Annotated in this window: 19 protein-coding genes and 4 pseudogenes; 10 read left to right on the top strand and 13 right to left on the bottom strand. The window is 66.2% G+C overall.

Going from position 1 to position 23,679, the window contains the following annotated elements:
- On the top strand, positions 1 to 1,281 hold the full coding sequence (locus ACVBD7_RS23380) for an LLM class flavin-dependent oxidoreductase (protein WP_458097908.1): 1,281 nt from the start codon (positions 1 to 3) through the stop codon (positions 1,279 to 1,281).
- Between the two features lie 771 nt (positions 1,282 to 2,052).
- Positions 2,053 to 2,700, top strand: a pseudogene (locus ACVBD7_RS23375) (IS6 family transposase).
- A gap of 133 nt (positions 2,701 to 2,833) precedes the next feature.
- Here ACVBD7_RS23375 and ACVBD7_RS23370 read toward each other — a convergent pair.
- Complete coding sequence (locus ACVBD7_RS23370; protein ID WP_458097907.1) at positions 2,834 to 3,028, bottom strand: hypothetical protein; 195 nt, start codon at positions 3,026 to 3,028, stop codon at positions 2,834 to 2,836.
- A 28-nt stretch (positions 3,029 to 3,056) separates the two neighbouring features.
- Between ACVBD7_RS23370 and ACVBD7_RS23365 the strand changes: the two genes are divergently transcribed.
- Positions 3,057 to 3,788: a hypothetical protein gene (locus tag ACVBD7_RS23365; protein ID WP_458097906.1), complete on the top strand. Its 732-nt coding sequence runs from the start codon at positions 3,057 to 3,059 to the stop codon at positions 3,786 to 3,788.
- Complete coding sequence (locus ACVBD7_RS23360) at positions 3,781 to 4,314, top strand: segregation/condensation protein A (RefSeq protein WP_458097905.1); 534 nt, start codon at positions 3,781 to 3,783, stop codon at positions 4,312 to 4,314. Before ACVBD7_RS23365 ends, ACVBD7_RS23360 begins: the two co-directional genes overlap by 8 nt.
- Before the next feature lie 286 nt (positions 4,315 to 4,600).
- Here ACVBD7_RS23360 and ACVBD7_RS23355 read toward each other — a convergent pair whose 3' ends face one another.
- Positions 4,601 to 5,860: a CaiB/BaiF CoA transferase family protein gene (locus ACVBD7_RS23355; protein ID WP_458097904.1), complete on the bottom strand. Its 1,260-nt coding sequence runs from the start codon at positions 5,858 to 5,860 to the stop codon at positions 4,601 to 4,603.
- Positions 5,850 to 8,156 (bottom strand): molybdopterin-dependent oxidoreductase, encoded by a 2,307-nt coding sequence (locus ACVBD7_RS23350; RefSeq protein ID WP_458097903.1) that lies wholly within the window; start codon positions 8,154 to 8,156, stop codon positions 5,850 to 5,852. Before ACVBD7_RS23350 ends, ACVBD7_RS23355 begins: the two co-directional genes overlap by 11 nt.
- Positions 8,157 to 8,248: 92 nt before the next feature.
- On the opposite strand from ACVBD7_RS23350, the gene ACVBD7_RS23345 reads away from it, so the two are divergent.
- The 4 genes from ACVBD7_RS23345 (at position 8,249) to ACVBD7_RS23330 (ending at position 14,012) form a co-directional block, all read left to right on the top strand.
- Positions 8,249 to 9,166 (top strand): LysR substrate-binding domain-containing protein, encoded by a 918-nt coding sequence (locus ACVBD7_RS23345; RefSeq protein WP_458097902.1) that lies wholly within the window; start codon positions 8,249 to 8,251, stop codon positions 9,164 to 9,166.
- Between the two features lie 91 nt (positions 9,167 to 9,257).
- The gene (ggt, locus tag ACVBD7_RS23340; protein WP_458097901.1) at positions 9,258 to 10,949 is read left to right on the top strand and encodes a gamma-glutamyltransferase; all 1,692 of its coding nucleotides are present in this window, start codon (positions 9,258 to 9,260) and stop codon (positions 10,947 to 10,949) included.
- A gap of 12 nt (positions 10,950 to 10,961) precedes the next feature.
- Positions 10,962 to 12,398, top strand: coding sequence for an amidase (locus tag ACVBD7_RS23335; protein ID WP_458097900.1), 1,437 nt, complete (start codon positions 10,962 to 10,964; stop codon positions 12,396 to 12,398).
- A 24-nt stretch (positions 12,399 to 12,422) separates the two neighbouring features.
- Positions 12,423 to 14,012 carry an ABC transporter substrate-binding protein gene (locus ACVBD7_RS23330; protein WP_458097899.1) on the top strand — a complete coding sequence of 530 codons (1,590 nt, stop codon included), beginning with the start codon at positions 12,423 to 12,425 and terminating at the stop codon, positions 14,010 to 14,012.
- Positions 14,013 to 14,369: 357 nt separating this feature from the next.
- Here ACVBD7_RS23330 and ACVBD7_RS23325 read toward each other — a convergent pair whose 3' ends face one another.
- Together ACVBD7_RS23325 and ACVBD7_RS23320 are read right to left on the bottom strand one after the other, a co-directional pair.
- Positions 14,370 to 14,951 carry a hypothetical protein gene (locus ACVBD7_RS23325; RefSeq protein WP_458097898.1) on the bottom strand — a complete coding sequence of 194 codons (582 nt, stop codon included), beginning with the start codon at positions 14,949 to 14,951 and terminating at the stop codon, positions 14,370 to 14,372.
- A gap of 236 nt (positions 14,952 to 15,187) precedes the next feature.
- Positions 15,188 to 15,904, bottom strand: a pseudogene (locus ACVBD7_RS23320) (IS6 family transposase).
- A gap of 59 nt (positions 15,905 to 15,963) precedes the next feature.
- Here ACVBD7_RS23320 and ACVBD7_RS23315 point away from each other — a divergent pair.
- On the top strand, positions 15,964 to 16,248 hold the full coding sequence (locus ACVBD7_RS23315) for a LysR substrate-binding domain-containing protein (RefSeq protein WP_458098366.1): 285 nt from the start codon (positions 15,964 to 15,966) through the stop codon (positions 16,246 to 16,248).
- Positions 16,249 to 16,338: 90 nt separating this feature from the next.
- Here ACVBD7_RS23315 and ACVBD7_RS23310 read toward each other — a convergent pair whose 3' ends face one another.
- Positions 16,339 to 16,869, bottom strand: coding sequence for a VOC family protein (locus ACVBD7_RS23310; protein ID WP_458097897.1), 531 nt, complete (start codon positions 16,867 to 16,869; stop codon positions 16,339 to 16,341).
- Positions 16,870 to 16,929: 60 nt separating this feature from the next.
- Positions 16,930 to 17,778 (bottom strand): alpha/beta fold hydrolase, encoded by an 849-nt coding sequence (locus tag ACVBD7_RS23305; RefSeq protein WP_458098365.1) that lies wholly within the window; start codon positions 17,776 to 17,778, stop codon positions 16,930 to 16,932.
- A gap of 297 nt (positions 17,779 to 18,075) precedes the next feature.
- Here ACVBD7_RS23305 and ACVBD7_RS23300 point away from each other — a divergent pair, with 297 nt between their 5' ends.
- Positions 18,076 to 18,930, top strand: coding sequence for a LysR family transcriptional regulator (locus ACVBD7_RS23300; protein ID WP_458097896.1), 855 nt, complete (start codon positions 18,076 to 18,078; stop codon positions 18,928 to 18,930).
- Between the two features lie 175 nt (positions 18,931 to 19,105).
- Here ACVBD7_RS23300 and ACVBD7_RS23295 read toward each other — a convergent pair whose 3' ends face one another.
- The 6 genes and pseudogenes from ACVBD7_RS23295 to ACVBD7_RS23270 form a co-directional block, all read right to left on the bottom strand.
- Positions 19,106 to 20,173 (bottom strand): alpha/beta hydrolase, encoded by a 1,068-nt coding sequence (locus tag ACVBD7_RS23295; protein ID WP_458097895.1) that lies wholly within the window; start codon positions 20,171 to 20,173, stop codon positions 19,106 to 19,108.
- A gap of 11 nt (positions 20,174 to 20,184) precedes the next feature.
- Positions 20,185 to 20,490, bottom strand: coding sequence for an EthD family reductase (locus ACVBD7_RS23290; protein WP_458097894.1), 306 nt, complete (start codon positions 20,488 to 20,490; stop codon positions 20,185 to 20,187).
- 155 nt (positions 20,491 to 20,645) lie between these two features.
- Complete coding sequence (bdcA, locus tag ACVBD7_RS23285) at positions 20,646 to 21,356, bottom strand: SDR family oxidoreductase (RefSeq protein ID WP_458097893.1); 711 nt, start codon at positions 21,354 to 21,356, stop codon at positions 20,646 to 20,648.
- A gap of 71 nt (positions 21,357 to 21,427) precedes the next feature.
- Positions 21,428 to 21,727, bottom strand: a complete 300-nt coding sequence (locus ACVBD7_RS23280; protein ID WP_458097892.1) for an EthD family reductase — start codon at positions 21,725 to 21,727, stop codon at positions 21,428 to 21,430.
- 254 nt (positions 21,728 to 21,981) lie between these two features.
- A pseudogene (locus ACVBD7_RS23275) lies at positions 21,982 to 22,887 on the bottom strand (IS5 family transposase).
- Between the two features lie 374 nt (positions 22,888 to 23,261).
- A pseudogene (locus ACVBD7_RS23270) lies at positions 23,262 to 23,636 on the bottom strand (VOC family protein).
- Between the last annotated feature and the right edge of the window lie 43 nt (positions 23,637 to 23,679).

Here is a 23,679-nt window from a genome sequence, read left to right as displayed (position 1 = left end):
ATGCATCTCGGCCTGTTCCTGTTAGGGACAGGCAGCCACGTCGCGGGCTGGCGCATGCCGGGCGCGGTGGACAGCTTCCAGGACATGGCGGCGCTGCGCGAGATTGCCGAGACTGCCGAGCGCGCCCGTTTCGACATGATCTTTATGGGCGACAACCTTTACGCCGACCCAGCCGCGCATCCTTCCTACACGCTGCGGCTGGAGCCGCTGACGATGCTCGCGGCCCTTGCGGCTAGCACCCGCCATATCGGACTGGGCGCGACGGTTGCCACAACCTACAGCGATCCTTTTACAGTTGCCCGTGCCTTCGCCTCGCTCGACCACATCAGTGGCGGCCGCGCGGCCTGGAATGCGGTGACGGGCGCCAGCCCGGCCGCAGGGCCGAACTTCGGCAAGCTGCATCCAAACCATGGGGAGCGCTACGCCATTGCAGGGGAATTCTTGCAAGTTGTCAGGGGGTTGTGGGACTGCTGGGCGGATGATGCCGTAGTGGCGAACCGCAGCACGGGTCTCTATATCGATCCGGCAAAGCTGCGGTCGCTGGACCATGAGGGGCCGCATTTCAAGGTGAAGGGCCCGCTGAACATCGGACGCTCGCCACAGGGGCATCCGGTGGTGTTGCAGGCCGGTGGGTCGGAGCCCGGACACGCCCTGGCGGCGGCCACCGCAGATGTCGTCTTCTCCGTCGTGCAGGATGTTGACGAGGCACGCGCTCAGTACGCGGCCCTCAAGGCGCGCCTGCCGGCGCTGGGCCGTCGGCCAGAGGACGTAACCATCCTGCCCGGTGTCATGCCGGTGGTGGGGCGCACGGACAAGGAGGCTTTTGAAAAGCTTGCCGTGCTGCAGGACCTCGTTGACGGCGACAATGCGCGGCAGCTTTTGAGCGACCGCTTTGGCATAGATATGAGCACCTACGACCTGGACGGACCGGTACCGGACGTACAGCTGCCCGATACCTATCACAGCTTCGCAGGCGTGATGCTGAGCAAGGCAAGACGGGAGGGAATGACGCTCCGCGACGTCTACAATCTCACCGCTGCGGCGCGCGGGCATTGGGTGCTGTGTGGATCGGCAGAACGAGTCGCCGACACTCTGGAGGAATGGTTCCTGAGTGGCGCAGCCGACGGTTTCAACGTGATGCCGCCCTGGTTCCACGCAGGGTTTGAGGACTTTGTGAATCTCGTCGTGCCCATCCTTCAGGAGCGTGGGCTTTTCCGGCGGGATTATGCGGGTATGACGCTGCGCGAAAACCTTGGACTGTTGCGTCCGCAGCGTACTTAATCGTGAGACAACACAATCTCTCTGCCAGTCTAAGCGCACGGTCCGAGCGGGAGGCGAACCGGTCCGGCCCTGCAGACGTTCGTTTTTCGGCGTCTCCAGGACCGGAAGGGGGAACTTATGTTCCCACACGGTCCGCGGTGGTCCCAGGCTCCTGGAACTGGCCCCGGCCAGGGGAGTAGAAGCCTGGCTCGCCTCGGTCCGGTCGATGTCTATGGCAGCTACCCGAGGTGCTTCGCGTCTCTCGGTGGGGCCTCGTCGCTGCTGGCGGACCTACAGGTTTTGTTGGAAATCGGGCGGCAGTGTTGTTGGCAGCCTGTTGAGGAAATCTAGCGGCACCAGAACCTCCATCCTCGCCGTTCGGCGGCCGGCGGCCCGGGTCGGCGGACGTCCTGCAGGATCGGCCACCGGCACCATCGGCCGGCACTAATTCACGTGTCCCTTCCGTTGCGCGATGAACAGGTGCGATCATTGGTTTTTCGCACGCTGGCTTGCGGCAGGCTGATCACGGCGGGGGCGGGCTCCGCTCCTGGAGAAAGGGGGAGGGAAGGGTGGTCCCTGACGGGTGAGCAACGTAGACGGCCTCGAGGTTAGGAACAATCCGGGGCGAGCTGCTCGGCCTCGCTCTCCTGCTGGCGGAGGGCACCGTCTATTTGGCCGGCCACCAGCTTGCTCGAGCCGCGTACCGCCGGTTAGTCGGGCGGGATGAACGCCTCCGCCACCTGCCCTAGCTTTGCTGGGTATCGTTTCCCGGCTGAGATCATCAGTTAAGCAGTGTGGCTGTATCTACGTTTCCTGCTCGGCTTGCGGATGGTCGAGGACATGCTGGCCTTCCGCGGCATCGTGGTCAGTCACGAAACACTGCGACAGTGGGGCCGCAAGTTCGGCCAGGCTTTCGCCAATCAGATCCGGCGCCGGCTGCCTCGGGCCGGCGACAAGTGGCACCTGGACGAGGTCGTCCTCAAGATCAACGGCGTGACGCATTGGCTTTGGCGCGCCGTCGACCAGACCGGGATGGTGCTTGACGTGCTGGTGCAGAGAAGGCGCGATAAGCAAGCTGCCAAGCGGGTACTCAGGAAGCTGTTGGTGCGGCAGATGCGGCCACCGCGGGTCATGATCACCGACAAGCTGGTGAGCTAAAGCGCGGCGAAGAAGGACGTGATGCCTGCTGTGGAGCACCGCCAGCATGAGGCGCTCAATAACCGGGCCGAGAACTCACATCAGCCGACGCGACGTCGGGAACGGCAGATGAAGCGGTTCAAGTCAGCAAGCCAGGCACAGCGCTTCCTCTCTGCCCATGACGGGATCAACAACCTCTTTCATCTCCGCCGCGACCACGTCGCTGCTAGCGAGTACCGCGCTGCACGGGCGCGCGCGTTCGAGATCTGGGCCGACATCAGCGGGGTCACCGCGCCGGCTTGATCACCCCTACTCCCGCTGCCGACCAGTCAACCTCGTTGCCCTGGGGCCAGCAAGTTGACGGTACAGGCACGGCTGCTCGACCTGTGAGGGAGGTTCGGCGGCCGGAGCGGGCCCTCGTTAGAGGGCGCGCTGGTCAGCGGTTCAGGACGCGGCGTCCGTCCTCATATGCGGCCTCAGCACCCGCAAAGCCCTGCGGCGCGCGCGAGACCAGCGTCGACCCGCGCCAGATCGACCAGCGCCAGTTGTTCCGGCCCGCGCCCTCCTTGCTGACCTGGATCTCCAGCGTATCCAGAGGGTCCTTCGTGGGGGCGGCCGGTTTGAAAAGCATCAGGGCTTCCTAGAAGCGCATGTGCCCCATGCCAAGCGATGAGAGCGCCACCGTCGCGCCGGAGCCGAGAGACCCCGCGTCGCCCCTCTGGCAGCCCACACCGGTGCCAGTGGACTGGTTGTGGAATGTCGTGACTGCCGGCGGGCCCTCGGAACGCGTGGAGGCGTTCCGCCAGGCCGCGGCCGGCTCAGGCGTGATCCCCTGGGCTCTGGACCTTGCCTCGCTGGAGGAGGAGTTCCTGCTGCCCATGGCCGGACCCCAGGACGGTGTGCGCGCCATCAGCCTCTCCGGCGCCAAGATCCTCGCCCGGAGGCTGCGGGACGCCGCGGCCGCCAACCATCAGGCGGCGCTGGCCCGGCTGACCACCGACCGGCGCTGTCCCTTTGACCTGCACCGGCTCCTGCCAGTGCCGCCCTCCGTCCTCGCTCTCGGACCGGAGGAGGCCGTGAGTCGGGACTGGCTCCGCAGCCACTGGGGCGTGACCCGTCCGCTCCGGCACGTCGAGGCGCTGCCGAGCACGCTGGACGGGCGGAAGAGAAAGATGGGGCAGCTGCGGATCGGGTTCTGGTCGGCCGACTGGTCGCCCTGGGCCGCCATCCTGCGCCTCCGCCGCGCCTGGCCCGATCTCTCCCTCGAGCTGCAGCCGCACCTTCCCGGCTCGGCACGGGACGAGACGGCGGAGCAGGACAGCCGGGTACCCGCACGGGAGAGGGTCGGGCGGAAAGATGAGCCGCGAGTCGGGGTGCGCCGCGGTGGCTGAGCTCCCGGCCCTCGCAGAGCCTGAGATCTGGGAAGGGGAGGGGAGGGCAGCGCAGTCCCAGCTGACCCATGCCACGCCGAGGCTGAGCGTGGAGGGCTTTGAGGGGCCGCTCGACTTCCTGCTGGAGATGGTGCGGCGCCAGCGGGTCGACCTCGGGGGTCTCTCGATCCTGAGCCTGACCGATCAGCTGGTCGCCGCCATCGAGGACGGGGGAGGGCGGATCCCGCTGGAGCGTCGCGGCGACTGGCTGGTCATGGCGAGCCAGCTCCTGCTGCTCAAAGCCCAGCTGCTCGCGCCCACGAGCCCGGCGGAGGCCGAGGACGCGAGGGTCGCTGCTGAGCGCCGGCTCGAGCTCCTCGACGAGCTCGCCCGCATGCGAGCCGGGGCCGACTGGCGCGCGGCGCGGCCGCAGCTCGGACGGGTGGTGTTTGGATGCCCGCCGGCGCATCGCCGAGCTGCTCAAGCAGCACTCGACCGCATTGGCGCTGGAGCGCTGCATGCCACAGTCCCCGGCGCATGCACCTGACCGTGCGCTCCGTCTACGAACAGCCTATGTGAGCACCCTCGTCGCCGGACTCTAACTGGCGCGGGATGGGGTGGTCACGATCGAGCAGGTGAAGCCGTTCGGACCAGTCACAGTCATGCCTGCGAGTGCCGGCATGTGCTCGATGAGCAGCGGTGAAGGCTTGGGGCCCACATTTCGAATCCCCTCGCCCGCAGCGGTAGGAACTGGGCGCGAACCTTCTCTGGGTCGGTCGGCAGCAACGCTAAGACGGCGCCGCATCCCCCGCTGACAGCATCCCAGATGTACCTTAAGTATCGGCGCGTAGTGTGAGACAACGACTTCTTTCGCCCGGTTCCAGTCCAACTCTCGCAAGCACCTCTTGTGTGTGTTGGCCAAGGGAGGGCGCGGAACGGCAGGGGGATGGCTGAGAGTCGCTCCAGCGCGTGGGCACGCGAGGGCTCCGAATAGACCCTTCACTCGGATGATGGGTAATCTCGAAGAAGCCGACCGCCTCGAGATGAGGATCACGGAGGAGGCTCTGGAGGTCATGCATCGGGGCGAAGGGGACATCCGCATCACCCAACTGCTTCATCCACTCCGCGGTGCTCCGTGCCGCCAGCACCCGGGCTACAGCTTCATGGAATGGAGTGGCATTCTGGTTCCGCCCTTGCTGGGTCTTGAACCGTGGGTCGTCCTCCAATCCGTTAATACTAGCGATGCGCAGGAAGGCCTGCCAGTGCCGGTCGTCGTAGATTAGGACGCAGAGACGGCCGTCAGCGGTGGCATAGGGGCGCCGCATCGGCGCGAGCAGCCGCGCATAGCCGCCCTCGTCCAGGGGCGGCACATGTGTCAGCCCGCCGAGATGGTCTCCGAGCACGAAGCTCGCCATCGTCTCGAACATCGGGACTTCCACGCTTTGGCCCCGCCCGGTCGTGTCGCGGTGGCGCAGGGCGGCCAGTATGGCGATGGCGAGGTGTAAGCCGACCGCGCGATCGGCGATGTTGACGGGTGCATAGCGTGGCTGCCCGTCGCCGCTTCTGGCCATCAGGGCAGGTATGCCGCAGGCGCCCTGCACGAGGTCGTCATAGGCCGGGCGGTCGGCATAAGGGCCATCCTGCCCGTAGCCGCAGGCGCTGGCGTAGACGAGGCGAGGATGCGTTGCGGCGAATGCTGCATAGCCAAGGCCCAGACGGTCCATCGCGCGTGGGCGCAGGTTGTGCACTAGCACGTCGGCGGTCTTTGCGAGGCAGCGCAGCGCGTCGCGCCCGTGTTCCGTCTTCAGATCCAGCACGATCGAGCGCTTGCTGCGGTTCGCATGGAGGAACATCGCCCCCATCTCGCCGCTGCGGCTGGGGCCGACTTTTCGGATGGGGTCGCCGCCAGGGGCCTCAATCTTGATCACGTCGGCGCCAAGGTCGCCAAGAACAGAGGTCGCGTAAGGGCCCATCACGACGGTGGTGAGGTCCAGGATGCGAATGCCTGCGAGCGGCCCGCTGCCCGGGCGCTCCGGCCCGGTCGCGCCGGGTCCAACGGATGCGGGCGTGGGCACCGGAGTGTCAGGCGCCATGGGGCGGGTCGAAGGCCCGGATCGGCGGTAGCGGGCCCTCATGCCGCGCGGCTTGCGCCACTGTCGTCTGGCCACAGCTCCCCTGCGCGATATGTGACGTACCGAGATCCCGTGTCAGCACGTTCGGGTTGCCGTGTACACATGCCGGGCGCGGCTCGTCGCTGGGGAGGGGATCGTACCAAGCGCCGGTCGCGATCTGCACGACGCCGCTCGCGACATCCTGGGAGAGGGCTGCGGCCGCGAGGAGGGCGCCGCGGTCGTTGAACAGGCGGATCACGTCGCCCTCCGCGATGCCACGCGCTGCCGCATCCGCCGGGTTCAACCGCGCCACTTCCCGCCCAGCCGACTTGCCGGCCTGGCTGTGGGCCGCGAAATCGAGCTGGCTGTGCAGGCGCGTCGCCGGCTGGTTGGCGATGACCTGCAGCGGGAAACGCGCATCCGGCTGCTCGGTGGAGGGTAGCCAGACCGGATGGCCCGGGCACTCCGGGTAGGCGAAGCCGGCGACGACCTCGGAAAAGATCTCGATCCTCCCACTCGGTGTCGGTAGCGGCTTTGCAAGGGGGTCCTGGCGGAACGCGCGCAGGGGGCCGCCATCGTCCGGGACGGAGGGCAACAGCAGCTCGCCCCGGTCCCAGAACTCTTCGAAAGAGGGAGCATCGATGTCCCTTGCGGCAAGGACCGCGCGCGTCTGCTCGTAGAGGTGGCGCAACCAACCCGCGGCATCTCGCCCCTCAGTGAAGGCGTCTTCCACGCCCATCCGCGCGGCCAACGCGGCAAAGATGGCGAAGTCGTCCCGCGCCTCGGCGAAAGGCGGGGCAATGGCGTGCATCGCGTGCATCAGCGGGTCCGTGCCGGCAGCACCGATGTCGTCGCGCTCGAGCGTCATGGTGCATGGCAGGACGATGTCGGCGTGGCGGGCGGTTGCGGTCCAGGCGGTCTCGTGGACCACCAGCGTGTCCAGTCGCGCGAACGCCTCGCGCAGCCGATTCAGGTCCTGGTGGTGGTGGAAGGGGTTTCCGCCGGCCCAGTAAACCAGCCGGACGTCGGGATAGGTCAGGCGTTGACCGTTGTAGTCGAAGGGTGTGCCAGGGTTCAGCAGCATGTCGCTGATCCGCGCCACAGGGATGAAGGCGAGCACGCCATTCCTGCCCTGCGGCATCGTCGGGACGGGCACGGCGTTCGGGCGCCGGCCGTAATGGCCCATGGCGCCCATGGCGTAGCTGTAACCCCCACCGGGCAGGCCGATCTGCCCGAGCATGGCGGCCAGAGCCGCAGCCGCCCAGACCGGCTGCTCCCCGTGCTCTGCGCGCTGCAGTCCGTGGGCGACGGTGATGAGGCTGCGCTTCGCAGCCAGATCCCGCGCCAAAACGATGATACGCGAGGCCTCCATGCCGCAGATCGCGCCGGCCCAGGCGGCGTCCTTCGGCTGCCCGTCCTCCACGCCGAGGAGATAGCGTTCGAAGGAGGGGTAACCGACGCAATGGCTTTTCAGGAATGCGCGGTCGTGCAGATCCTCGGTCGCCAGCGTGTGGCAGAGGGCCAACATCAGCGCGACATCGGTGCCGATGGTGATCGGCCACCACTCTGCCTCCGCCTGGGGCGGTAGGTCATCGCGCAACGGGCTGACGAGGACGAAACGAGCGCCCCGTGCCCTGGCGCGGGCGATGGCGCCAGGCTCCACATGGCGGCTGACGCCGCCACTGGCGATCATCGAGTTCTTCAGCGCCATCCCGCCGAAGCAGAGCAGCAGCTCGGTTTCCTGTTCCACCTGCTCCCAGGTCACGTTGCGGCGGAACAGCGTTTCCAGCGATCCCATGATATGCGGCAGGATCACCTGCGAAGCACCCGCGCTGTACGAGTTGACCGAGCGCACGTAGCCACCGAGCGCGACGTTGAGGAAGCGGTGAATCTGGCTCTGCGCGTGGTGGAAGCGGCCGGCGGAGGACCAGCCGTAGGAGCCGCCGAAAACCCCCTTTGCCCCGTGCGCGTCCTTCACTCGCCGCAGCTCCGCGGCCAGGCGATCCAGAACCTCGTCCCAGGGCGGGGTGACAAAATCCTCTCGCCCGCGGCGGTCAGTCGCGCCGGGGCCCTGCTCCAGCCAGCCGCGCCGGACCGCCGGGCGGGCGATGCGCGCGCGATGGCGAAGGCTGTCCGTGAAGTTGCCGAGGATGGGGGAAGGCGCGGGATCGGCCGGGTGCGGCACAACCGTCACGCGCGAGCCGTCCCAGCGTGCCCGGAATGCGCCCCAATGGGCACTGTGAGGCAGGAGCAGACGGTCGTCGGCCTGGTGATCCATCGGAGTTCCCCAGTGGGCGATCCTAAGATGGACGGCACCCTGCCCGGCATCCAGTATGCCGAACGATGCGTCTTCATAAGCGGGAGTTCTGAATGAGCACGCGGCAGTCCAGGCTGGAGTTGCGCCATCTCCGCTACTTCCTTGCGGTGGCGGAGGAGCTGAATTTCAGCCGGGCAGCCGAGCGTCTGGGGATCGCGCAGCCCGGGCTGAGCCAGCAGATCAAGTCGCTGGAGGAAATCATCGGCACGCCACTGCTGGACCGCACCCGTCGTGCCGTGCGCCTGACACTGGCCGGGGAACTGTTGGCAGGCGAGGGGCGCTCCACGCTGGCCCGGGCCGAGGCGGCCGTGCTCGCCGCCCGCCGGGCCGGGCGAGGGGAGGTCGGGCGTCTCGCCATCGGCTATGTCGCCTCCGCTGCCTATACGGGGGTGCTGACCTCCATCCTAGGCGCGTTCCGCGAGGCCTTTCCGGAGGTGGAGCTGGCCATCACGGAGATGGCGATGCAGCAGCAGCTAGAGGCAATGGCCGCCGACCGGCTGGACGTGGCCTTTATCCGCCCCCCTGTTTCCCTTCCATTGGGGGTGACCAGCTTCCCCGTGCTGCAGGAGCATGTGTCCATCGCCCTCTCCACCAGCCATCCGCTGGCGGTGCGGGACGCGGTGCCGCTGGAGGCGCTCTCGGCCGACACCTTCATCACGCCCCATCACGGGGCCGGAGTCAGCTTTCACCGCCATACATTGGCGGCCTGCCAGCTTGCCGGCTTCCAGCCGCGGCTCGGGCCGCAGGGCCGTGACTTCATGACCATTGCCAGCATGGCGGCCGTGGGGCTTGGGGTCGCGCTGGTGCCGCGTTCCGTGAGCTGCATCCAGCTTCCCGGCGTCGCCTACCGCCCGCTGGCGGGGATGGCCATCACCGCGGAGCTGGCGGTGGCGCACCGGCGGAGCGACCCGTCCGCCGCCGCGCGCCGCTTCATTCGCCATTCCCGCGGTTACCGCCTGCGTCCAACCTAGACGTCCCGCTTATGGAAATCGGTGACAAGGCGTATTGGACTACGTCTCGCCGGTCTCGCGATAATTCCCCGATCAGGGAAGGGCAGGCGCGATGGAGGATTGGCGGCGGCGCGCGGGGGCGCCTTTCACCACCGAGAAGGCGCCGGTCACGGCCGAGGGCGGGATGGCGGTCACCAACCACCCCCTCGCCTCGGCCGCTGCGGCGGAGATGATGGCGGCGGGCGGGAACGCCATCGACGCCACAATCGCCGCGCTGTTCACCCTGACCGTCGTGGAGCCGATGATGGTCGGCTTCTTTGGTGGCGGCGTCGCCCTCATCCGGCTGGCCGACGGGCGAGAGATGGTCCTCGACGGGCTCGCCACCGCGCCCGCGGCGGCACGGCCGGACATGTACCGGCCCGTTTCCGACACCTGGCCGGATTACATGGAAACCGAAGGTCGGGCGAACCGGCGCGGCGCCTGCGCCGTGGCGGTGCCGGGCACGCTCAAGGGCTGGTGCGAGGCATTGGAACGCTATGGCACCCTGCCGCTTGAGACGGTGCTCGAGCCCGCCATCCGCCATGCCTCCCGCGGCTTCCAGGTCACCGCCTATCTCGCCTCCTGCATCGCCGAGGCGGCGATGGACCTGGCCCTGGACCCCGGCATGGCCACCATGTTTCTGCCTGGCGGCGCTCCGCTGGCGGAGGGCAGCCGGCTCGTGATGCCGGACTACGCCGAAACGCTGCGCCGCATCGGGGCGGAAGGGCCGGACGCGGTGTATGGCGGCGGGCTTGGCCGACTCATCGTGAGCCATCTGCAGTCCCAGGGCTCCTGCATGACGCTTGTGGATCTCGCAGCCTACCGGACCGAGACGCGTGAGCCCGTCCGCGGCACCTATCGGGGCGTTGAGCTGGTAGGGCCGCCGCCGCCCTGTTCGGGCGGCGTGCATGTGATCCAAATGCTGAACCTGGTGGAGGGCTTCGACCTCCGTGCCTCCGGCTTCGGCACGGCGCAGACGCTGCACCTCGTGCTCGAGGCGCTGAAGATCGCGGCCGCCGACCGCCGCGCCGCCACGGCCGACCCAGCCTTCGTGGAGGTGCCCGTCGCCCGGCTGATCTCGAAGGATTATGCCGCGCTTCGCCGGCCGGAGATCGACCCGGCGCGAAGCGGCGACTTCCGTTCTCGTGTGCTGACCAACGAATCCGCGAACACCACCCATGTCACAATCGCGGACCGGCACGGCAACATCGTCACGTCAACCCAGACCATCAACAGCCTGTTCGGCGCCCGCATCATGATCCCGGGCACTGGCATCATCCCGAATAACTACATGTACCTGTTCGACCCGCATCCCGGGCACGCGCTGTCCCTGCAGCCCGGCAAGCGGATCACCAGCGGCATCTCCGCGATGATTGGCTACCGCGAGGGGGCGCCCCTGTTTGCCGTCGGCCTTCCCGGCGCGCACCGCATCCCCTCCGCCGTGTTCCAGTTCGTGATGAACCTGGTGGAGCACGGGATGGGGCTACAGGAGGCGGTGGAAGCGCCGCGCGTCTTCACCCACGGGCCGGATGCCGAGGTGGAGCGCGGCTTCCCACAGGCGGTGCATGACGCGTTGGAGGCCTTGGGACACCCCGTGACGCCCGTGGACCATGTGGCCGGCGGGATGGGCGCTATCCTGTTCGAGGGCGCGCGGATGACCGGCGCCTCGTGCTGGCGCGCGGATGGCGTCCCGATAGGCGTCGGTGGCGGCCTTGCGCGCCGCGGGACATCCTTCTGGCCGGACCCTCGCCGGGTCCGGCCATAAAGGGGGCTCCAAATGCCGTATGACCGCACGCTGATCGACCTTACCGCGACCGAAGCCGTGGCCCTGCTGCGCCGGCGCGCGATCTCGCCAGCGGAGTTGGTTGAGGCGGCGGCGGGGCGAATCGCCGAGGTCGAGCCGGCGGTGAACGCGGTGCCCATCCTGTGCCTGGACCGTGCGAGGGCGGCGGCGCAGTCCATTGCCGCGGCGCCAGCACGCGCGGACGACCCGAACTGGCTCGGCGGCCTGCCAGTCACGGTCAAGGACCTGGACGAGGTCGCGGGGGTGCGCCACTCCTTCGGCGGCTCGGTAATGTTCGAGAACCACGTCTCCGAGCGCTCCAGCCCCTCGGTGGCGCTGCTGGAGGGGAATGGCGGCATCACCCTCGGCAAGTCCAACTCGCCCGAGTTTGGCTTCAACGCCAGCACGATCAATGCGCTGTTCGGCCCCACGAGGAACCCCTTCGACACGCGGCTGACGGTGGGCGGATCCTCCGGCGGAGCTGCCGCCTCGTTGGCCACGGGCGAGGCCTGGATGGCGCTCGGCTCCGATCTCGGCGCCTCCATCCGGCTGCCGGCCGCCTTCTGCTCCGTGGTGGGGCTGCGGCCTTCGCCCGGGCGGGTGCCGCGGGCACGGCGAGGGATGATCTTCTCCATGCTGCCGGTGGTGGGGCCCATCACGCGAACGGTCGCCGATTGCGGCCTGATGCTGGATGCCATGGCGGGCGAGGTCTGGACCGACCCGCTGAGCCTGCCGTCAGCCGTGCCGGGCACCTTCGGGCAGGCGGCATCGGCGCCCCGCAAGCCGGGCCGCATCGGCTTTTCCATGGACCTGGGCGTGACGCCGGTGGACCCCGAGGTGGCGGCCCTGGTGCAGGCCGCTGTGGACCGCCTTGCCGAGGCCGGAGCCGGGATCGAGCAGTCGGCACCTGACGTTTCGCAGGGCCGCGACGTGTTCCACGCGATCCGCGGCGTGAAGCACCTTGCCGGTTTCGCACCGATGATCGCTCAGCACGGCGACCGCGTCATCCCGGAAATCCATGCGAGCGTGGAACGCGCGGAGGCACTGCCCATCGCCGACTACGCCCGCGCCGAGAGCGCGCGCGCCGCCATGTTCCAGCGGGTGATGGACTTCCTGCAGACGCACGACTTTCTGCTCTGTCCCACCGCCATCATGCCGCCGTTCCCGGCGGAGTGGCGCAGGGTGGAGCGGCTGGGAGCGCACGAATTCGAGTTCTACATCGACTGGATTGCCATCACCTTCACACTCTCGCTCACCGGCTGTCCCGTAATCTCGATCCCCTGCGGCTTCACCGCCGCGGGGCTACCGGTGGGGCTGCAGATCCTTGGCCGGCCGCGCGGCGAGGCGGCGCTGCTTCAGATGGCCGCGTGGTGCGAGGAGGTGCTGGGCGCCCTGGGCAAGCGGCCCATCGATCCGATCATCCGTCACTAACCACCTAAAGGGGAGACTACGTCCATGTCGATGAACAGCACGCGCCGCGCTATTCTGCAGGGAACGGCGAGTCTCGCCGCCGCCATGGCGGCAACGGAGGCGTGGGCGCAGCCGCGCACCGGCGGGAAGCGGGTTATCAAGGCCGTGATGCACGCGACCCTCGGCGTGCTCGACCCCTATGCCACCACGGCCTACATCACCCGCAACCACGGATACCTCGTCTACGACACGCTTTTCGCGCTCGACGCTAAGAGCCAGCCCCATCCTCAAATGGTGGGGGAGTGGTCGGCATCTTCGGACAAGCTGACCTACGACTTTCGCCTGCGTCCTGGGCTCAAGTTCCACGACGACACGCCGGTCACCACCGCCGATGTCCTGGCTTCTCTAAATCGCTGGATGCCGCGGGACGTCATGGGCACGCGGCTGCGTAACGTGACGGAGCGGCTGGAGGCGGTGGATGCCGAGCGCTTCCGCCTCGTGCTCAAGCGTCCCTACGGGCTGGTGCTAGAGACGCTGGGTAAACCCGGCGGCCCCGTGCCGTTCATCATGCCGAAGCGCATTGCCGACATCCCGGCCGACCAGCGCATCACCGAGGTGGTCGGCTCCGGACCCTTCCGCTTCATCGCCGCCGAGTACCGGTCTGGTGACCGGGTCGTCTATGAGCGCTTCGAAGGCTACTCGCCCCGTGCGGAGCCTGCCACGGGCCTCGCCGGCGGTAAGGTGGCGAAGGTCGACCGCATCGAGTGGATGGAGATCAGCGACGCCCAGACCGGCGCCAATGCCCTCCTCGTGGGCGAGGTGCATGTGATGGAGAACGTTCCGTCGGACCTCATGGGCCTGATGCGGCGCAACCGAGAGGTGGTGCTGAAGCCACGCGGTGTCGGCAACTTCATGCTCATGCGCTTCAACAGTGCCCAGGCGCCTTTCAACAACCGGAAGGTGCGGCAAGCCGTTATGATGGCGGTAAGCCAGAAGGACTACTTGGACGCGCAGATTGGAGACGACACGCTGGCCGAGCCCTGTAACTCGGTGCTCTCCTGCGAATCCCCTTACGCTGCGACGGTTCCCGGCCCCCGTGGTGACCTTGAACAAGCAAGGCAACTGGTGCGGGAGAGTGGCTATAACAACGAGAAGGTCGTCATCCTGCATCCTGCCGATCTTCCGTCGGGGAGCGCTCTCGCGCCGGTGACGGAGCAGCTCCTACGGTCGATCGGGATGAACGTGCAGGTGGACAGCATGGACTGGAACAGCCTCCTCGCTCGCCGCAACCGCAACGTGCCGGTCGACCAGGGCGGCTGGGGCGTTGCTTGGGGAATCTGGTCCAACCTTGACCTGATGAATCCAGTCATCAACCTAAACCTCGATGGCCGCGGCTCACGGGGCTATATCGGATGGGCAGAAAGCGAGGAGTTGGAGCGACTGCGAGACGCCTTCGCTTTCGAGACGGATGCGGCCAAGCAGATGGGCATTGCGGCTGAACTGCAACGGGTCTCGAATGAGGAAGCCTTCTCGATTCCTTTGGGCGGCTACAAGCCCGTCACCGGGTATCGCTCCAATATCCGGGGCGTCATCGCGGATCAGATGCTCGTCTTCTGGAACCTGGAGTTGGCTTGATAGTCTCTAGCACAGCACGCTGCTCAGCTCTGGCCGCAAGTGCCGAACAGAGCAAAGCATCGGCGCGGTGAGGCACTCCCCTCCCGTGCCACCCTGACCGCCCCTTGTCAGTGTTCAGGGTCCTAGAACCCGATGACCGGGTCTGACCCAGGTACTCCGACCATGATGAAGCCGCTCTCTCCCACTCAGGCGCCAATCCTCAAGTCGGCCGCGCGACACCCGGCACCGCTGGTGGAAGCGCGACCAAATCTGCCCGTGGCGGCGCGGAATGCGGTGTTCCGGGGCATGCTCAGGGCGGGACTGACGGGATCAGCATGGTGTTAATACTCCGGCCTGCTAAAGGTAGACTAGCCTGCTTTAGAGTGAAACCGCGCCCTTGCGCTGCCTTGCTCCAAGGCGGAGTTCCAGAAGCTCCTTCCTTTGAGAGTGGCGCCGTTTTGCGTGACGCGCGAGGCGAACCACGAGCTCGTTATCGTGGGCGCGGGCGGCCTCAAGGAACGCCGCCATCATCGGGGTATTGGCAAACGGTTTGACGGAGCCGTGCCCCACGAACGGCATCGGGATGAGCACTGTCTGACCGATGTGCTCGCGGACCTTCGCTGCGTGCCGCGCATCGTGTCGATCATAGGTGTCATACAGAAGGTAGAGCCGCCCGCCTGTGGAGAAGGAGTTGAGCTCCATCCAGACGTCCCTGTCTTCGCGAAAGCGCTTTGCGGAAGGCTGCCCCACGCCCTTCAGCTTGGCAGGCTCGATACTCCACTGGGGTGAGCAGGCGATCGTGGTTCGCGCCCCAAGCCGCGCTGCGTGCCGGATGGCGCCGTAGGCCCCCATCGAGAACCCGAAGGTGATCCGCTCGGCATGCTCAGCCACCTTCGGGACAGCTGCAGCCATGGACTGGCTCATGAAGTCGTCGCTGAACCAGCGCGGCCGCTTATGCACGAAGCCAATTGCTGAGATGCTGAGTTGCCGTAGAGGGCGATCTCCCTAGAACCGCTTGCCGTCCGCCTTCATCGTCAGCTCGCTGAAGGTGATGACAAGGTATCCAGCACGTCCGGGCTGGTAGAAAACCTGCGCGGCGTGGTCTTCGTGGAACAGCTGAAGTTTTGATGGGGTACCGTCAACTTGCTGGCCCCAGGGCAACGAGGTTGCCTGGTCGGCAGCGGGAGTAGGGGCGATCAAGCCGGCGCGGTGACTCCGCTGATGTCGGCCCAGATCTCGAACGCGTGCGCCCGTGCAGCGCGGTACTCGCTAGCAGTGACGTGGTCGCGGCGGAAATGAAAGAGGTTGTTGATCCCGTCATGGGCAGAGAGGAAGCGCTGTGCCTGGCTTGCTGACTTGAACCGCTTCATCTGCCGTTCCCGACGTCGCGTCGGCTGATGTGAGTTCTCGGCCCGGTTATTGAGCCCCTCATGCTGGCGGTGCTCCACAGCAGGCATCACGTCCTTCTTCGCCGCGCTTTAGCTCGCCAGCTTGTCGGTGATCATGACCCGCGGTGGCCGAATTTACCGCTTCGACAGCTTCCTGAATACCCACTTGGAAGCTTGCTTTTCGCGCCTTCTCTGCACCAGCACGTCAAGCACCATCCCGGTCTGGTCGACGACGCGCGAAAGCCAATGCGTCACGCCGTTGATCTTGTGGACGACCTCGTCCAGGTGCCACTTGTCACCGGCCCGGGGCAGCCGGCGCCGGATCTGATTGGCGAAAGCCTGGCCGAACTTGCGGCCCCACTGTCGCAGTGTTTCGTGACTGACCACGATGCCGCGGAAGGCCAGCATGTCCTCGACCATCCGCAAGCCGAGCAGGAAACGGAGATACAGCCACACTGCTTGACTGATGATCTCAGCCGGGAAACGATACCCAGCAAAGCTAGTGCAGGTGGCGGAGGCGTTCATCCCGCCCGACTAACCGGCGGTACGCAGCTCGAGCAAGCTGGTGGCCGGCCAAATTGACGGTGCCCCGGCAAGGGAAGGGCCCCTGGACGACGGCCTCGTTCCGGAGCCGACTGCGGCTGGACAGCGGCGAGGCCCTTAGCGACGCAGCGGTCCGAGGCCTCGGCGTAGCCCTACTGCCGGCGTTCCTGGCCGCCGAAGACATTGAGGCAGGCCGCCTTGTGCAGATTCTCTCGAGCTTTGAGACGGAGGAGGCCGAGATCACGGTCGTTTATCCGAGCCGGCGCTTGTTGGAGCCACGCCTCCGGCAGTTCATCGATCTCATCGTCGCGACCGTGAGCAGCTGATAGTGCGCAGCTCCGCCCGGATCTGAACACGCACCCCCGCACCGATTCGGCACGGCGGAGCAGTTGGACGCGGATCCCTTTTCGCGCTGCTTAGTCTTCGTCCTGCCACCTGCGCAAATCCGTCTGGCCATGATAGGCCATGCGGTCCGGCGTGGTGATAAACTCCATCGTCGTGCCCCACGGCATGCGGCAATAACAGACCTTGTTTCCAGGTCCCTTCTCGGTTGTATAAGGAATTGCGCGCGGCACGGTGAGGGGAGTACCACCGGCCCTCTCGAAGCGCTCGACCGATGCCTCGATGTCGTCGGTGTAGAGACCGAAGTGCGTGATGCCGAAGTCGCTCGCCCGGACCGGCGGGGTTTGCTCGGGGCCATGCATTTCGAAGAGTTCGATGTCAGGTCCGGTGCCGATCTTGACCATCGCCTGCGCACGCACGACGGTTCCGGGGAAGGCGCCGACAGCCCGCTCGAATTCGGGTCCCTGCCGCGGCGGCTCCGGCGGGCCGAAGGACTGATAAATCACCTGGCCGCCAAACGCTTCCACCAGAAACAATTTCGCTGCTTCAATGTCGGGCACCGTGATGCCGATATGATTGACGCCGCGGATGACGGGTGCGGTCATGACAGTCTCCATTCTTGTTTGGTTGAACCGCCCGGCCCATGACGGCGCGGGCGAGGAGTTTTAATTGGCCTTGAGGAATTCAATCAGAGCGGCCGCGACTTCATCCGGCCGCTCGTCCGCGACATAGTGGCTGCATCGCGCGATTGAGCCGCCCGTCACATTTATGGCGAACTCCTTGAGCATCGGAACCATCTGCGCACCGAAGCGCTGGTCCCCACCCAGGCCAAGCACCGGTATGTCAAGCTGCTGTTTCTTGTACTCGAGCGCGGCCGCATGGTCGGCGGCGAGGGTGCGATACCACTCCAGGCCACCGCGCGTGCGGCCAGGAAGTGCCATCGCCTTGGCATAGGTCTCGATGTTCGCCGGATTGAAAGTGCTGTGATCGTAGAACCGTTCTGCCATGAAGGCCGAAACATAGTCATATTCACGACCGTGGATCAGGCGCTCGGGCAGATCCCGGTTCATGTGGAAGCTGAAGTGCCAGAGCTTGGCAGTTACCGCCTCCCATCCGGTCCAGCCTGGAAGCGGAACGTCGAGGACGGCCAGGTGGGTAACAGCCTGGCGATAGATGGCGGCCTGCGGCAAGGCTACCATTCCGCCGATGTCGTGTCCGCACACGGCGTAGCGATCATGCCCAAGGGCAACCATGACCGCATGCGCGTCGCGCGCCATTGTCGCCTTGTCATATCCGTCGAGTGGGCAGTCGGAAAAGCCCGCGCCGCGCAGATCCATGGCCACCACGCTGAAATGCTCGCCCAGCAGCGGCATCACATTGTGCCATTCCCACCATGTTTCTGGCCAGCCGTGAAGCAGAAGGATCGGTGGGCCTGAGCCTCCCGTGATAGCGTTGATCTGGATGCCGTTCACCGGCACTAGCTGCTGGGTAAACCCCTTCAAAGTTGTGATCATGATCATGTTCCAGGCCGATGTTGACGTTTGATCCGAGCTTAAGTTCTCATTGCGAGCACCGGAGCGAACCGCCGCGTCTTGCGACCGCTCAACAAAATCTCTCTGGTCTGTCCGGACGAGCTTCCTCGGACTGCATGGCTAAGCTCACGTTTCCTCCACCTAAGCGACCGCCCTTGTGGGTCCGGCAAACCCGCAGAAGAACTTGCTTCCAGACGATAGCGGGAATCTGGATGCTTGGATTTGTTCTTCAAATGACAGGACTGTACTCTCGGCGTTCAGTTCTGGGTGGGTGTCGCTATGGAATGGAGTGACGTCAAAATCTTTCTTGCTGTTGCGCGGTCCGGCACGCTCGGCGGCGCCGCGCGTTCTCTTCAGACGAGCCATCCGACCGTCGGTAGGCGTCTGCGCGCACTTGAGCAGGCGATCGGTCACACGCTTTTCCAGCGAACTGTGGACGGCCTTGTCCTGACCGAAGAGGGCCACGGGATCATCGCGTTGGCGGAGCAGATGGAAGCAGGCGCGCTGGCCATGGAGCGCCGGCTTGCGGGGCAGGAGCAGAACCTCAACGGCAATCTGCGCATTTCATCCACGGACTGGTTCGGGGCGTACGTCCTGTCGCCCATCTTGGCGGATTTCGCGAACGCCTACCCCAATGTCGACGTCGAAATTTTAACGGGCACGCGCCGGTTCAGCCTCGCTCAGCGGGAGGCCGACGTGGCTTTTCGTGGCGCTCCGTTCGACACTGCTGATATCGTTCAGCGGCGGCTCGTCAGGCTCGAATACGGCGCCTACATCGCCGAGGAGGCGCCTGATCCCAAATATGGCGATGGGACTGGTTTCCGGCTGATCACCCCATCCACGGGCCATTTCCCTGACATCGCGTGGCTCATCGAGAGTTTTCCCAACGCAAAACCGGTCCTGCGGTCGAACAACCGCAACGTCCAGGGGCGTATGTGCAGGCAAGGAGTCGGCATCGCTGTCCTGCCCCGCGTGGTCGGCAATCAGATCCCGGGTATTCGCAGACTGGAACTACCTACACTGCCACCAGCGCGAGACATCTGGATGGGATACCACCGGGATCTCCGGCGTCTTCAGCGTCTTCGTGCATTTATTGCGACCGTATCGGGCCACCTCGTAAACGCGACCGCATGATCTGCGGCCCGGATGGGCCGAACTCCGCCTGCACGAAAAGGTCGGCGAGCAAGTACTTGGTCATCGGCAGCATCAACGCCTACCTCCCGAGCGCGCGGCCGCAGGAGGAAAGGCCGGCTAGGTCGAATTCACAGAAGGGCTGCCGCTCCGCTCTCCGGTACACGGGGTGGCAGTGTCAGACATTGAACGGTCGAGTACCGGCGCCCTTCTGCGGTGCTGGCGGGAGCGGCGCCGGTTGAGCCAGCTCGCCTTCGGTCTTCCGCTGCAGCCACGCCAGCACCGGGGCGAGAGCTTCGTCCGAGTTCCTCTCGTAAATCAGGCCGTGGCCGTTGCCGTACACGCCGTGATCGGGCAGGTGCAGCAGTTCCGCCGAGGCGCCTGCGGCGTTCAGGAAATCCGCTGTAGGCGGGCTCGCCGCTGCGAAGGCGGAGGCTTCCGCGGTAACGATGAGGATCGGCAGCTCGGCCAGGGCTGGAAGCCGCAGCGTCCCGGACGCTGCGTCGCACACCACCTGCGGGTCGGTCACGGGCGGATCGAAGCGCATCGCCGCCGCCGTGGCACCCCAGCGCATCGGCCCGATGTTGGGGATTACGGCAAAGGGCGGTCCCATCGGCTCGATCGCCGCGATGGCCTTCACCAGCTGCGGCCGGCGATCCGCCACCAGCCAGCCATCCGGCCCCGAGGCGGAGTGGGTGATCAGGATGGCAGGCCCGATCCGGTCCAGCAGCGCCGCGGTGCGGTCGGCATCCATGGTTTCTGCGGCTTCGAGATCGTCCGGCAGCGGGCCGTAGCCGGCGATGAACTCGTCCATGGCTGCCTCGTCGTCGTGGGCGAACGGCCACTGGGTGTGGCGTGGATCGTTGCCCGGGAAATAGATCTGCCGGCCACCCTCGTAGGAGAAGGGCGGCCCCATCGGCCCGGTCGTCTCGACGTGCAGGGGCGATCGGCCGTGACCAGGCCGGTCGATGATCAGCACCGCGTAGCCGGCCTCGACCAGCCGCTGGGCCCAGCCCGGACGCCCATCGGGCGTGTCCAGCCACTCGGTGCCCTGGAAGCCGCCGCCGTGCATCAGGACGACCGGCCAGCGACGGGTCACCTGCACGGGCGCCTCCCACTCCACGAACATCGGCCCACGCTGATAGGTTTTGCCACTGATTGAGACGCGCTCACCCGGAACCCAGAAATGGCCGCGTCGAACGGTGCGGGCCGGCGACGACGTCCAGGGTGCGTAGGGCGTGCTCATGCTAAACTCCTTCAAAGGGCGACGGCCCGCGCGCATATCGGCACGACATCGGTGAAGCGGGGCAGATCGGCCATCACCGCAGGCGCTTCGGGCGAGCGGAACGCTGCATCGACCGCGGCTTCGTCGCGGAAGCGGCGCTCGCAGAGGGCGATAACTCCGACCTGATCGACGGCAGGGAAGAAGGCGGCAAGGCCTTCGAGGCCATCGGACGCCCAGCTTCGCAACACGAGTGGGAGGTGGTGATCGACATAGTAGCGTCGGTCGATCCGCGTCCCGGGCTCGCCTTGGTACGTGACGTAGACGATGACCTGGTTCATGTGCGTCCTTCCGTCATCTCGGCTGCTGGAACCTCGGTTGGAGGTTTGGGACGGACCGTGCGACATATTGATCACGATCGGTTGCCGTGCCGAACAGCCGCCAGTGCCCGGCATGGACGAAGCACAAGCCACTTCCATGTCCCGTGCTCGGCGGTTCAGGCGGCGAAGCCGCCGTCGATCGTGTGCATGGCACCTGTGATGCCACGCGCCTGCGCGCCGGCGAGATAGATTGCCAGGCTTGCAACTTCGTCGGCCGTGCCGTAGCGCTTGATGGCCATTTCCGCGAGCATACCGGCTGCCCGTGGACCTTTGGCCGGGTTCATGTCGGTGTCGGTCGGACCGGGCTGGATCACGTTGACCGTGATGCCGCGCGGGCCCATGTCGCGCGCCAAGCCGCGCGCCATGCCCTGCATCGCCGCTTTGGTCATCACGTAGGCCGCGAGCCCGGGAAACGGCATGCTGTCGGCGGTGTCGGACCCGATGACGAGGATCCGACCTCCGTCGGGCATCAGCCGTGACGCTTCGACACTGCCGAAGTAGGCACCACGAACATTTACGTCGATCATCTGGTCGACATCATTGGTGGCGAGCGTCAGCGGATCGCCGAACACCAGCAGACCAGCATTGTAGACGAAAACGTCGATCGGGCCGGCGTCGCGGATAGCCGAGATGAGCCGATCGCGTTCTCCGGCATCTGCCCGGAGCGCCTGCGCGCCGGTCTCGGCGGCGAGCGCGACGGCCGTTTCGGTGGAAGCGGCATAGGTGAACACCACCTTTGCGCCGGCTGCGGAAAAACGCCGCACGATCGCGGCGCCAATGCCGCGGCTGCCGCCGACAACGAATACGGTGTGATCCGAAAGTTCCATCGTGCCTATTCTTTCAATGTTGGAGGGAGATCCCTGGCCCCTGCCGCGAGTAGCGGCTGAGCGTCTGAGCGTCAGAGCGGGGCGCCGATGCTGCGGGACACGGTGGCGTCGGTGAAGCGAGGAACGTCCGCCATCACGGATTCCGTATCAGCGGATGCGAGCGCCGCATGCAGCGAAGCTGTATTGCGAAACCGGTATATTCCCACAGTAACATCCGCTGTAGCCGCGTCCCGGGGGAAGAAAGCTGCGGCACTCTCCAGTCCATGCCGCTGCCAGCAGGCAAGCACCAGGGGCAGGTGAACGTCGACATAGTAGTCGCGATCGAAATATGTGCCGCCACTGCAGGTGACAATCAGTGTTGCGTTTGTCATCGGCGAGCATGTGGTCCGACAGAGGTCGATCGTACATTCGCAAAAATGTACATCCTCGGTTCAATAACGTGGGTGGCGGTGACGGAACGGAGTAACATCTGAATCCTTCCCGAACGTGGCCTATCTGACAAAGCGTTTTCGAAGGCCTCACCGACGATGGGCCCCAACAACGGCTCTGTTGCGGAAATCAGCGTGAGGAGACTGTGTTGCACGGGCCAGCTTGGAGGCGCAGTCGGCGAGCGGCGGGGCCGGGATCACGCGAGCCGGACATAGTCCGGGCGTCCAAGCTCAAGCATGCGGTTCAGGACACTGACAGCGACGGCCACCTCGGTCGCGCGGCGCCTGTCGGTGCGCGACCGTAGCGCGCCGCCGATGACGTGCTTGAACCTGCTGATGTTCGCCTAGACCAAGGCGCGCCAATTTCAGCCAAACGCCTTCTGCCAGCCTATTCGCCCCCGCTCCGCGATGGTCCGGAGGTGCTGGTCCCGCCTGGTCGGCGCCGTCTCGGCCGTGGCGCTCGGCACCGTGCTGGACCGTGGCGGCACGATCACTGCAACATCGGGATGCCGCGGAGCGACCTCAGCGTAGATGCCGTCCTGGTCATAAGCGCCGTCGGCGGTGAATAAGGCAATTGGGTCCGCGACCTGGTCGAGCAAGGGACCGGCCTGCGAGGCGTCATCGACATCGTTCGTCGTCAGGGTGGACGCGACGACCCGCCGGGTGTCAGCGTCCACACCGCTGTGCAGCTTGCGCCATGACCGGCGTGCCCTGCTCCCGTGCTTCTCGACCAGCCACTCGTCAGGGCCACATAGCTGCAGGCCCGTGCTGTCGACGATCAGGTACATGGGACGGGTGCCGGACTGGCGCTGCGGCACCTCCAACGTGGCGGCCCGGCGGCACATGGTTGAGTGGTCCGACACAGCCAGGTCGAGACCGAGCAGGGCGATGATCGAGCCGATCAGACCTTCGGTCCGACGCAAGGCCGGGCGGAACACGGCCCGAAGCGTCAGGGCCGTGGAGCTGGCCAGCGCCGAATACCGCCGCTGTCCGCCGCGCGTGGTCCAGGGCTCGGCCTTCCATGCCGCGATCGCCGCATCCGTGAACCACACGGTCAAACTGCCACGTCCGCGTAGGGCCGCATCATACTCCGCCCAGTTCATCGCCCGGAACCGCTGCTCCGGAATGTGTTGGCGACGGTCGGCATTGGCCTTGAAGGGCAAGCTCCGCTCTGCTGGAGGTTGACCGGCTGTCTACCCCTCAGGATCCTAGCCTACCCAGACTGCCTGGCCGATCCGTGCACCACAGCGTTTTCGATGCGCGCGCGCCGCCACCCTGGGCCGTGTGGATGCTGCGCGCCCCCGGACCCGCTGGATCAGCCCTGTCCGCGGTCATGGATGCGTTCGCAACGGCCTTCCGGCCCGACGCACCCGATACCCGTTGATCGCCCGACGGCCTCGACCACCGTTCACGAGGACCCGGGAGACGCCGTTGTCCGCTTCCAGCCCACACGGCGCTCCGGTACCAGCTGGGGCAACTACGTCGTCGCCTGAGTCCGAGCGGTGAGCTTGTTGCCTTCCAGGTCGCGAAGATTAGGCGACGAAGGCTCCGCTCGGGCGCTCCGTGGGCGGGCTCTCGATCGCGGTGCCACCGTGAGTGGTGCCAGCCGCGTGCCAAGCGAAAACATGGTCCCGGATCGCGGCAGCGATGCCGATGGTTCCACCATTTGCGGCTGTTGCCGGCTGGCCGTTGAGCGGCGTCGTAACCATCAACCGCCCTCCCTGGTGCGCGTAGAACAGCCTCCCCTAGCATCCATCTCGCCGGGTCTGCCTCCCAACGCGACGAAGGTGACGTCGCAGAAGGTCTTTGCCCGCTCGAAGTCGTTGCTGCAGATCATGACGTGGGTGATCATACTTCCTGTCCGGAAAGGGGCCATGAGGGACAGCAGAGGTCAG

This window comes from Roseomonas sp. WA12, from assembly GCF_054165765.1.
Note: the sequence above shows the minus strand (reverse complement) of the source record. Positions and strands in the feature narration are given on the sequence as shown.

What these genes read in the sequence shown, in the direction of transcription:
- ACVBD7_RS23380 (WP_458097908.1), top strand. Translation starts at nt 1, where the DNA reads ATGCATCTCGGCCTGTTCCTGTTAGGGACAGGCAGCCACGTCGCGGGC.
- ACVBD7_RS23370 (WP_458097907.1), bottom strand. Translation starts at nt 3,028, where the DNA reads ATGCTTTTCAAACCGGCCGCCCCCACGAAGGACCCTCTGGATACGCTG.
- ACVBD7_RS23365 (WP_458097906.1), top strand. Translation starts at nt 3,057, where the DNA reads ATGCCAAGCGATGAGAGCGCCACCGTCGCGCCGGAGCCGAGAGACCCC.
- ACVBD7_RS23355 (WP_458097904.1), bottom strand. Translation starts at nt 5,860, where the DNA reads ATGGCGCCTGACACTCCGGTGCCCACGCCCGCATCCGTTGGACCCGGC.
- ACVBD7_RS23350 (WP_458097903.1), bottom strand. Translation starts at nt 8,156, where the DNA reads ATGGATCACCAGGCCGACGACCGTCTGCTCCTGCCTCACAGTGCCCAT.
- ACVBD7_RS23345 (WP_458097902.1), top strand. Translation starts at nt 8,249, where the DNA reads ATGAGCACGCGGCAGTCCAGGCTGGAGTTGCGCCATCTCCGCTACTTC.
- ggt (WP_458097901.1), top strand. Translation starts at nt 9,258, where the DNA reads ATGGAGGATTGGCGGCGGCGCGCGGGGGCGCCTTTCACCACCGAGAAG.
- ACVBD7_RS23335 (WP_458097900.1), top strand. Translation starts at nt 10,962, where the DNA reads ATGCCGTATGACCGCACGCTGATCGACCTTACCGCGACCGAAGCCGTG.
- ACVBD7_RS23330 (WP_458097899.1), top strand. Translation starts at nt 12,423, where the DNA reads ATGTCGATGAACAGCACGCGCCGCGCTATTCTGCAGGGAACGGCGAGT.
- ACVBD7_RS23310 (WP_458097897.1), bottom strand. Translation starts at nt 16,869, where the DNA reads ATGACCGCACCCGTCATCCGCGGCGTCAATCATATCGGCATCACGGTG.
- ACVBD7_RS23305 (WP_458098365.1), bottom strand. Translation starts at nt 17,778, where the DNA reads ATGATCACAACTTTGAAGGGGTTTACCCAGCAGCTAGTGCCGGTGAAC.
- ACVBD7_RS23300 (WP_458097896.1), top strand. Translation starts at nt 18,076, where the DNA reads ATGGAATGGAGTGACGTCAAAATCTTTCTTGCTGTTGCGCGGTCCGGC.
- ACVBD7_RS23295 (WP_458097895.1), bottom strand. Translation starts at nt 20,173, where the DNA reads ATGAGCACGCCCTACGCACCCTGGACGTCGTCGCCGGCCCGCACCGTT.
- ACVBD7_RS23290 (WP_458097894.1), bottom strand. Translation starts at nt 20,490, where the DNA reads ATGAACCAGGTCATCGTCTACGTCACGTACCAAGGCGAGCCCGGGACG.
- bdcA (WP_458097893.1), bottom strand. Translation starts at nt 21,356, where the DNA reads ATGGAACTTTCGGATCACACCGTATTCGTTGTCGGCGGCAGCCGCGGC.
- ACVBD7_RS23280 (WP_458097892.1), bottom strand. Translation starts at nt 21,727, where the DNA reads ATGACAAACGCAACACTGATTGTCACCTGCAGTGGCGGCACATATTTC.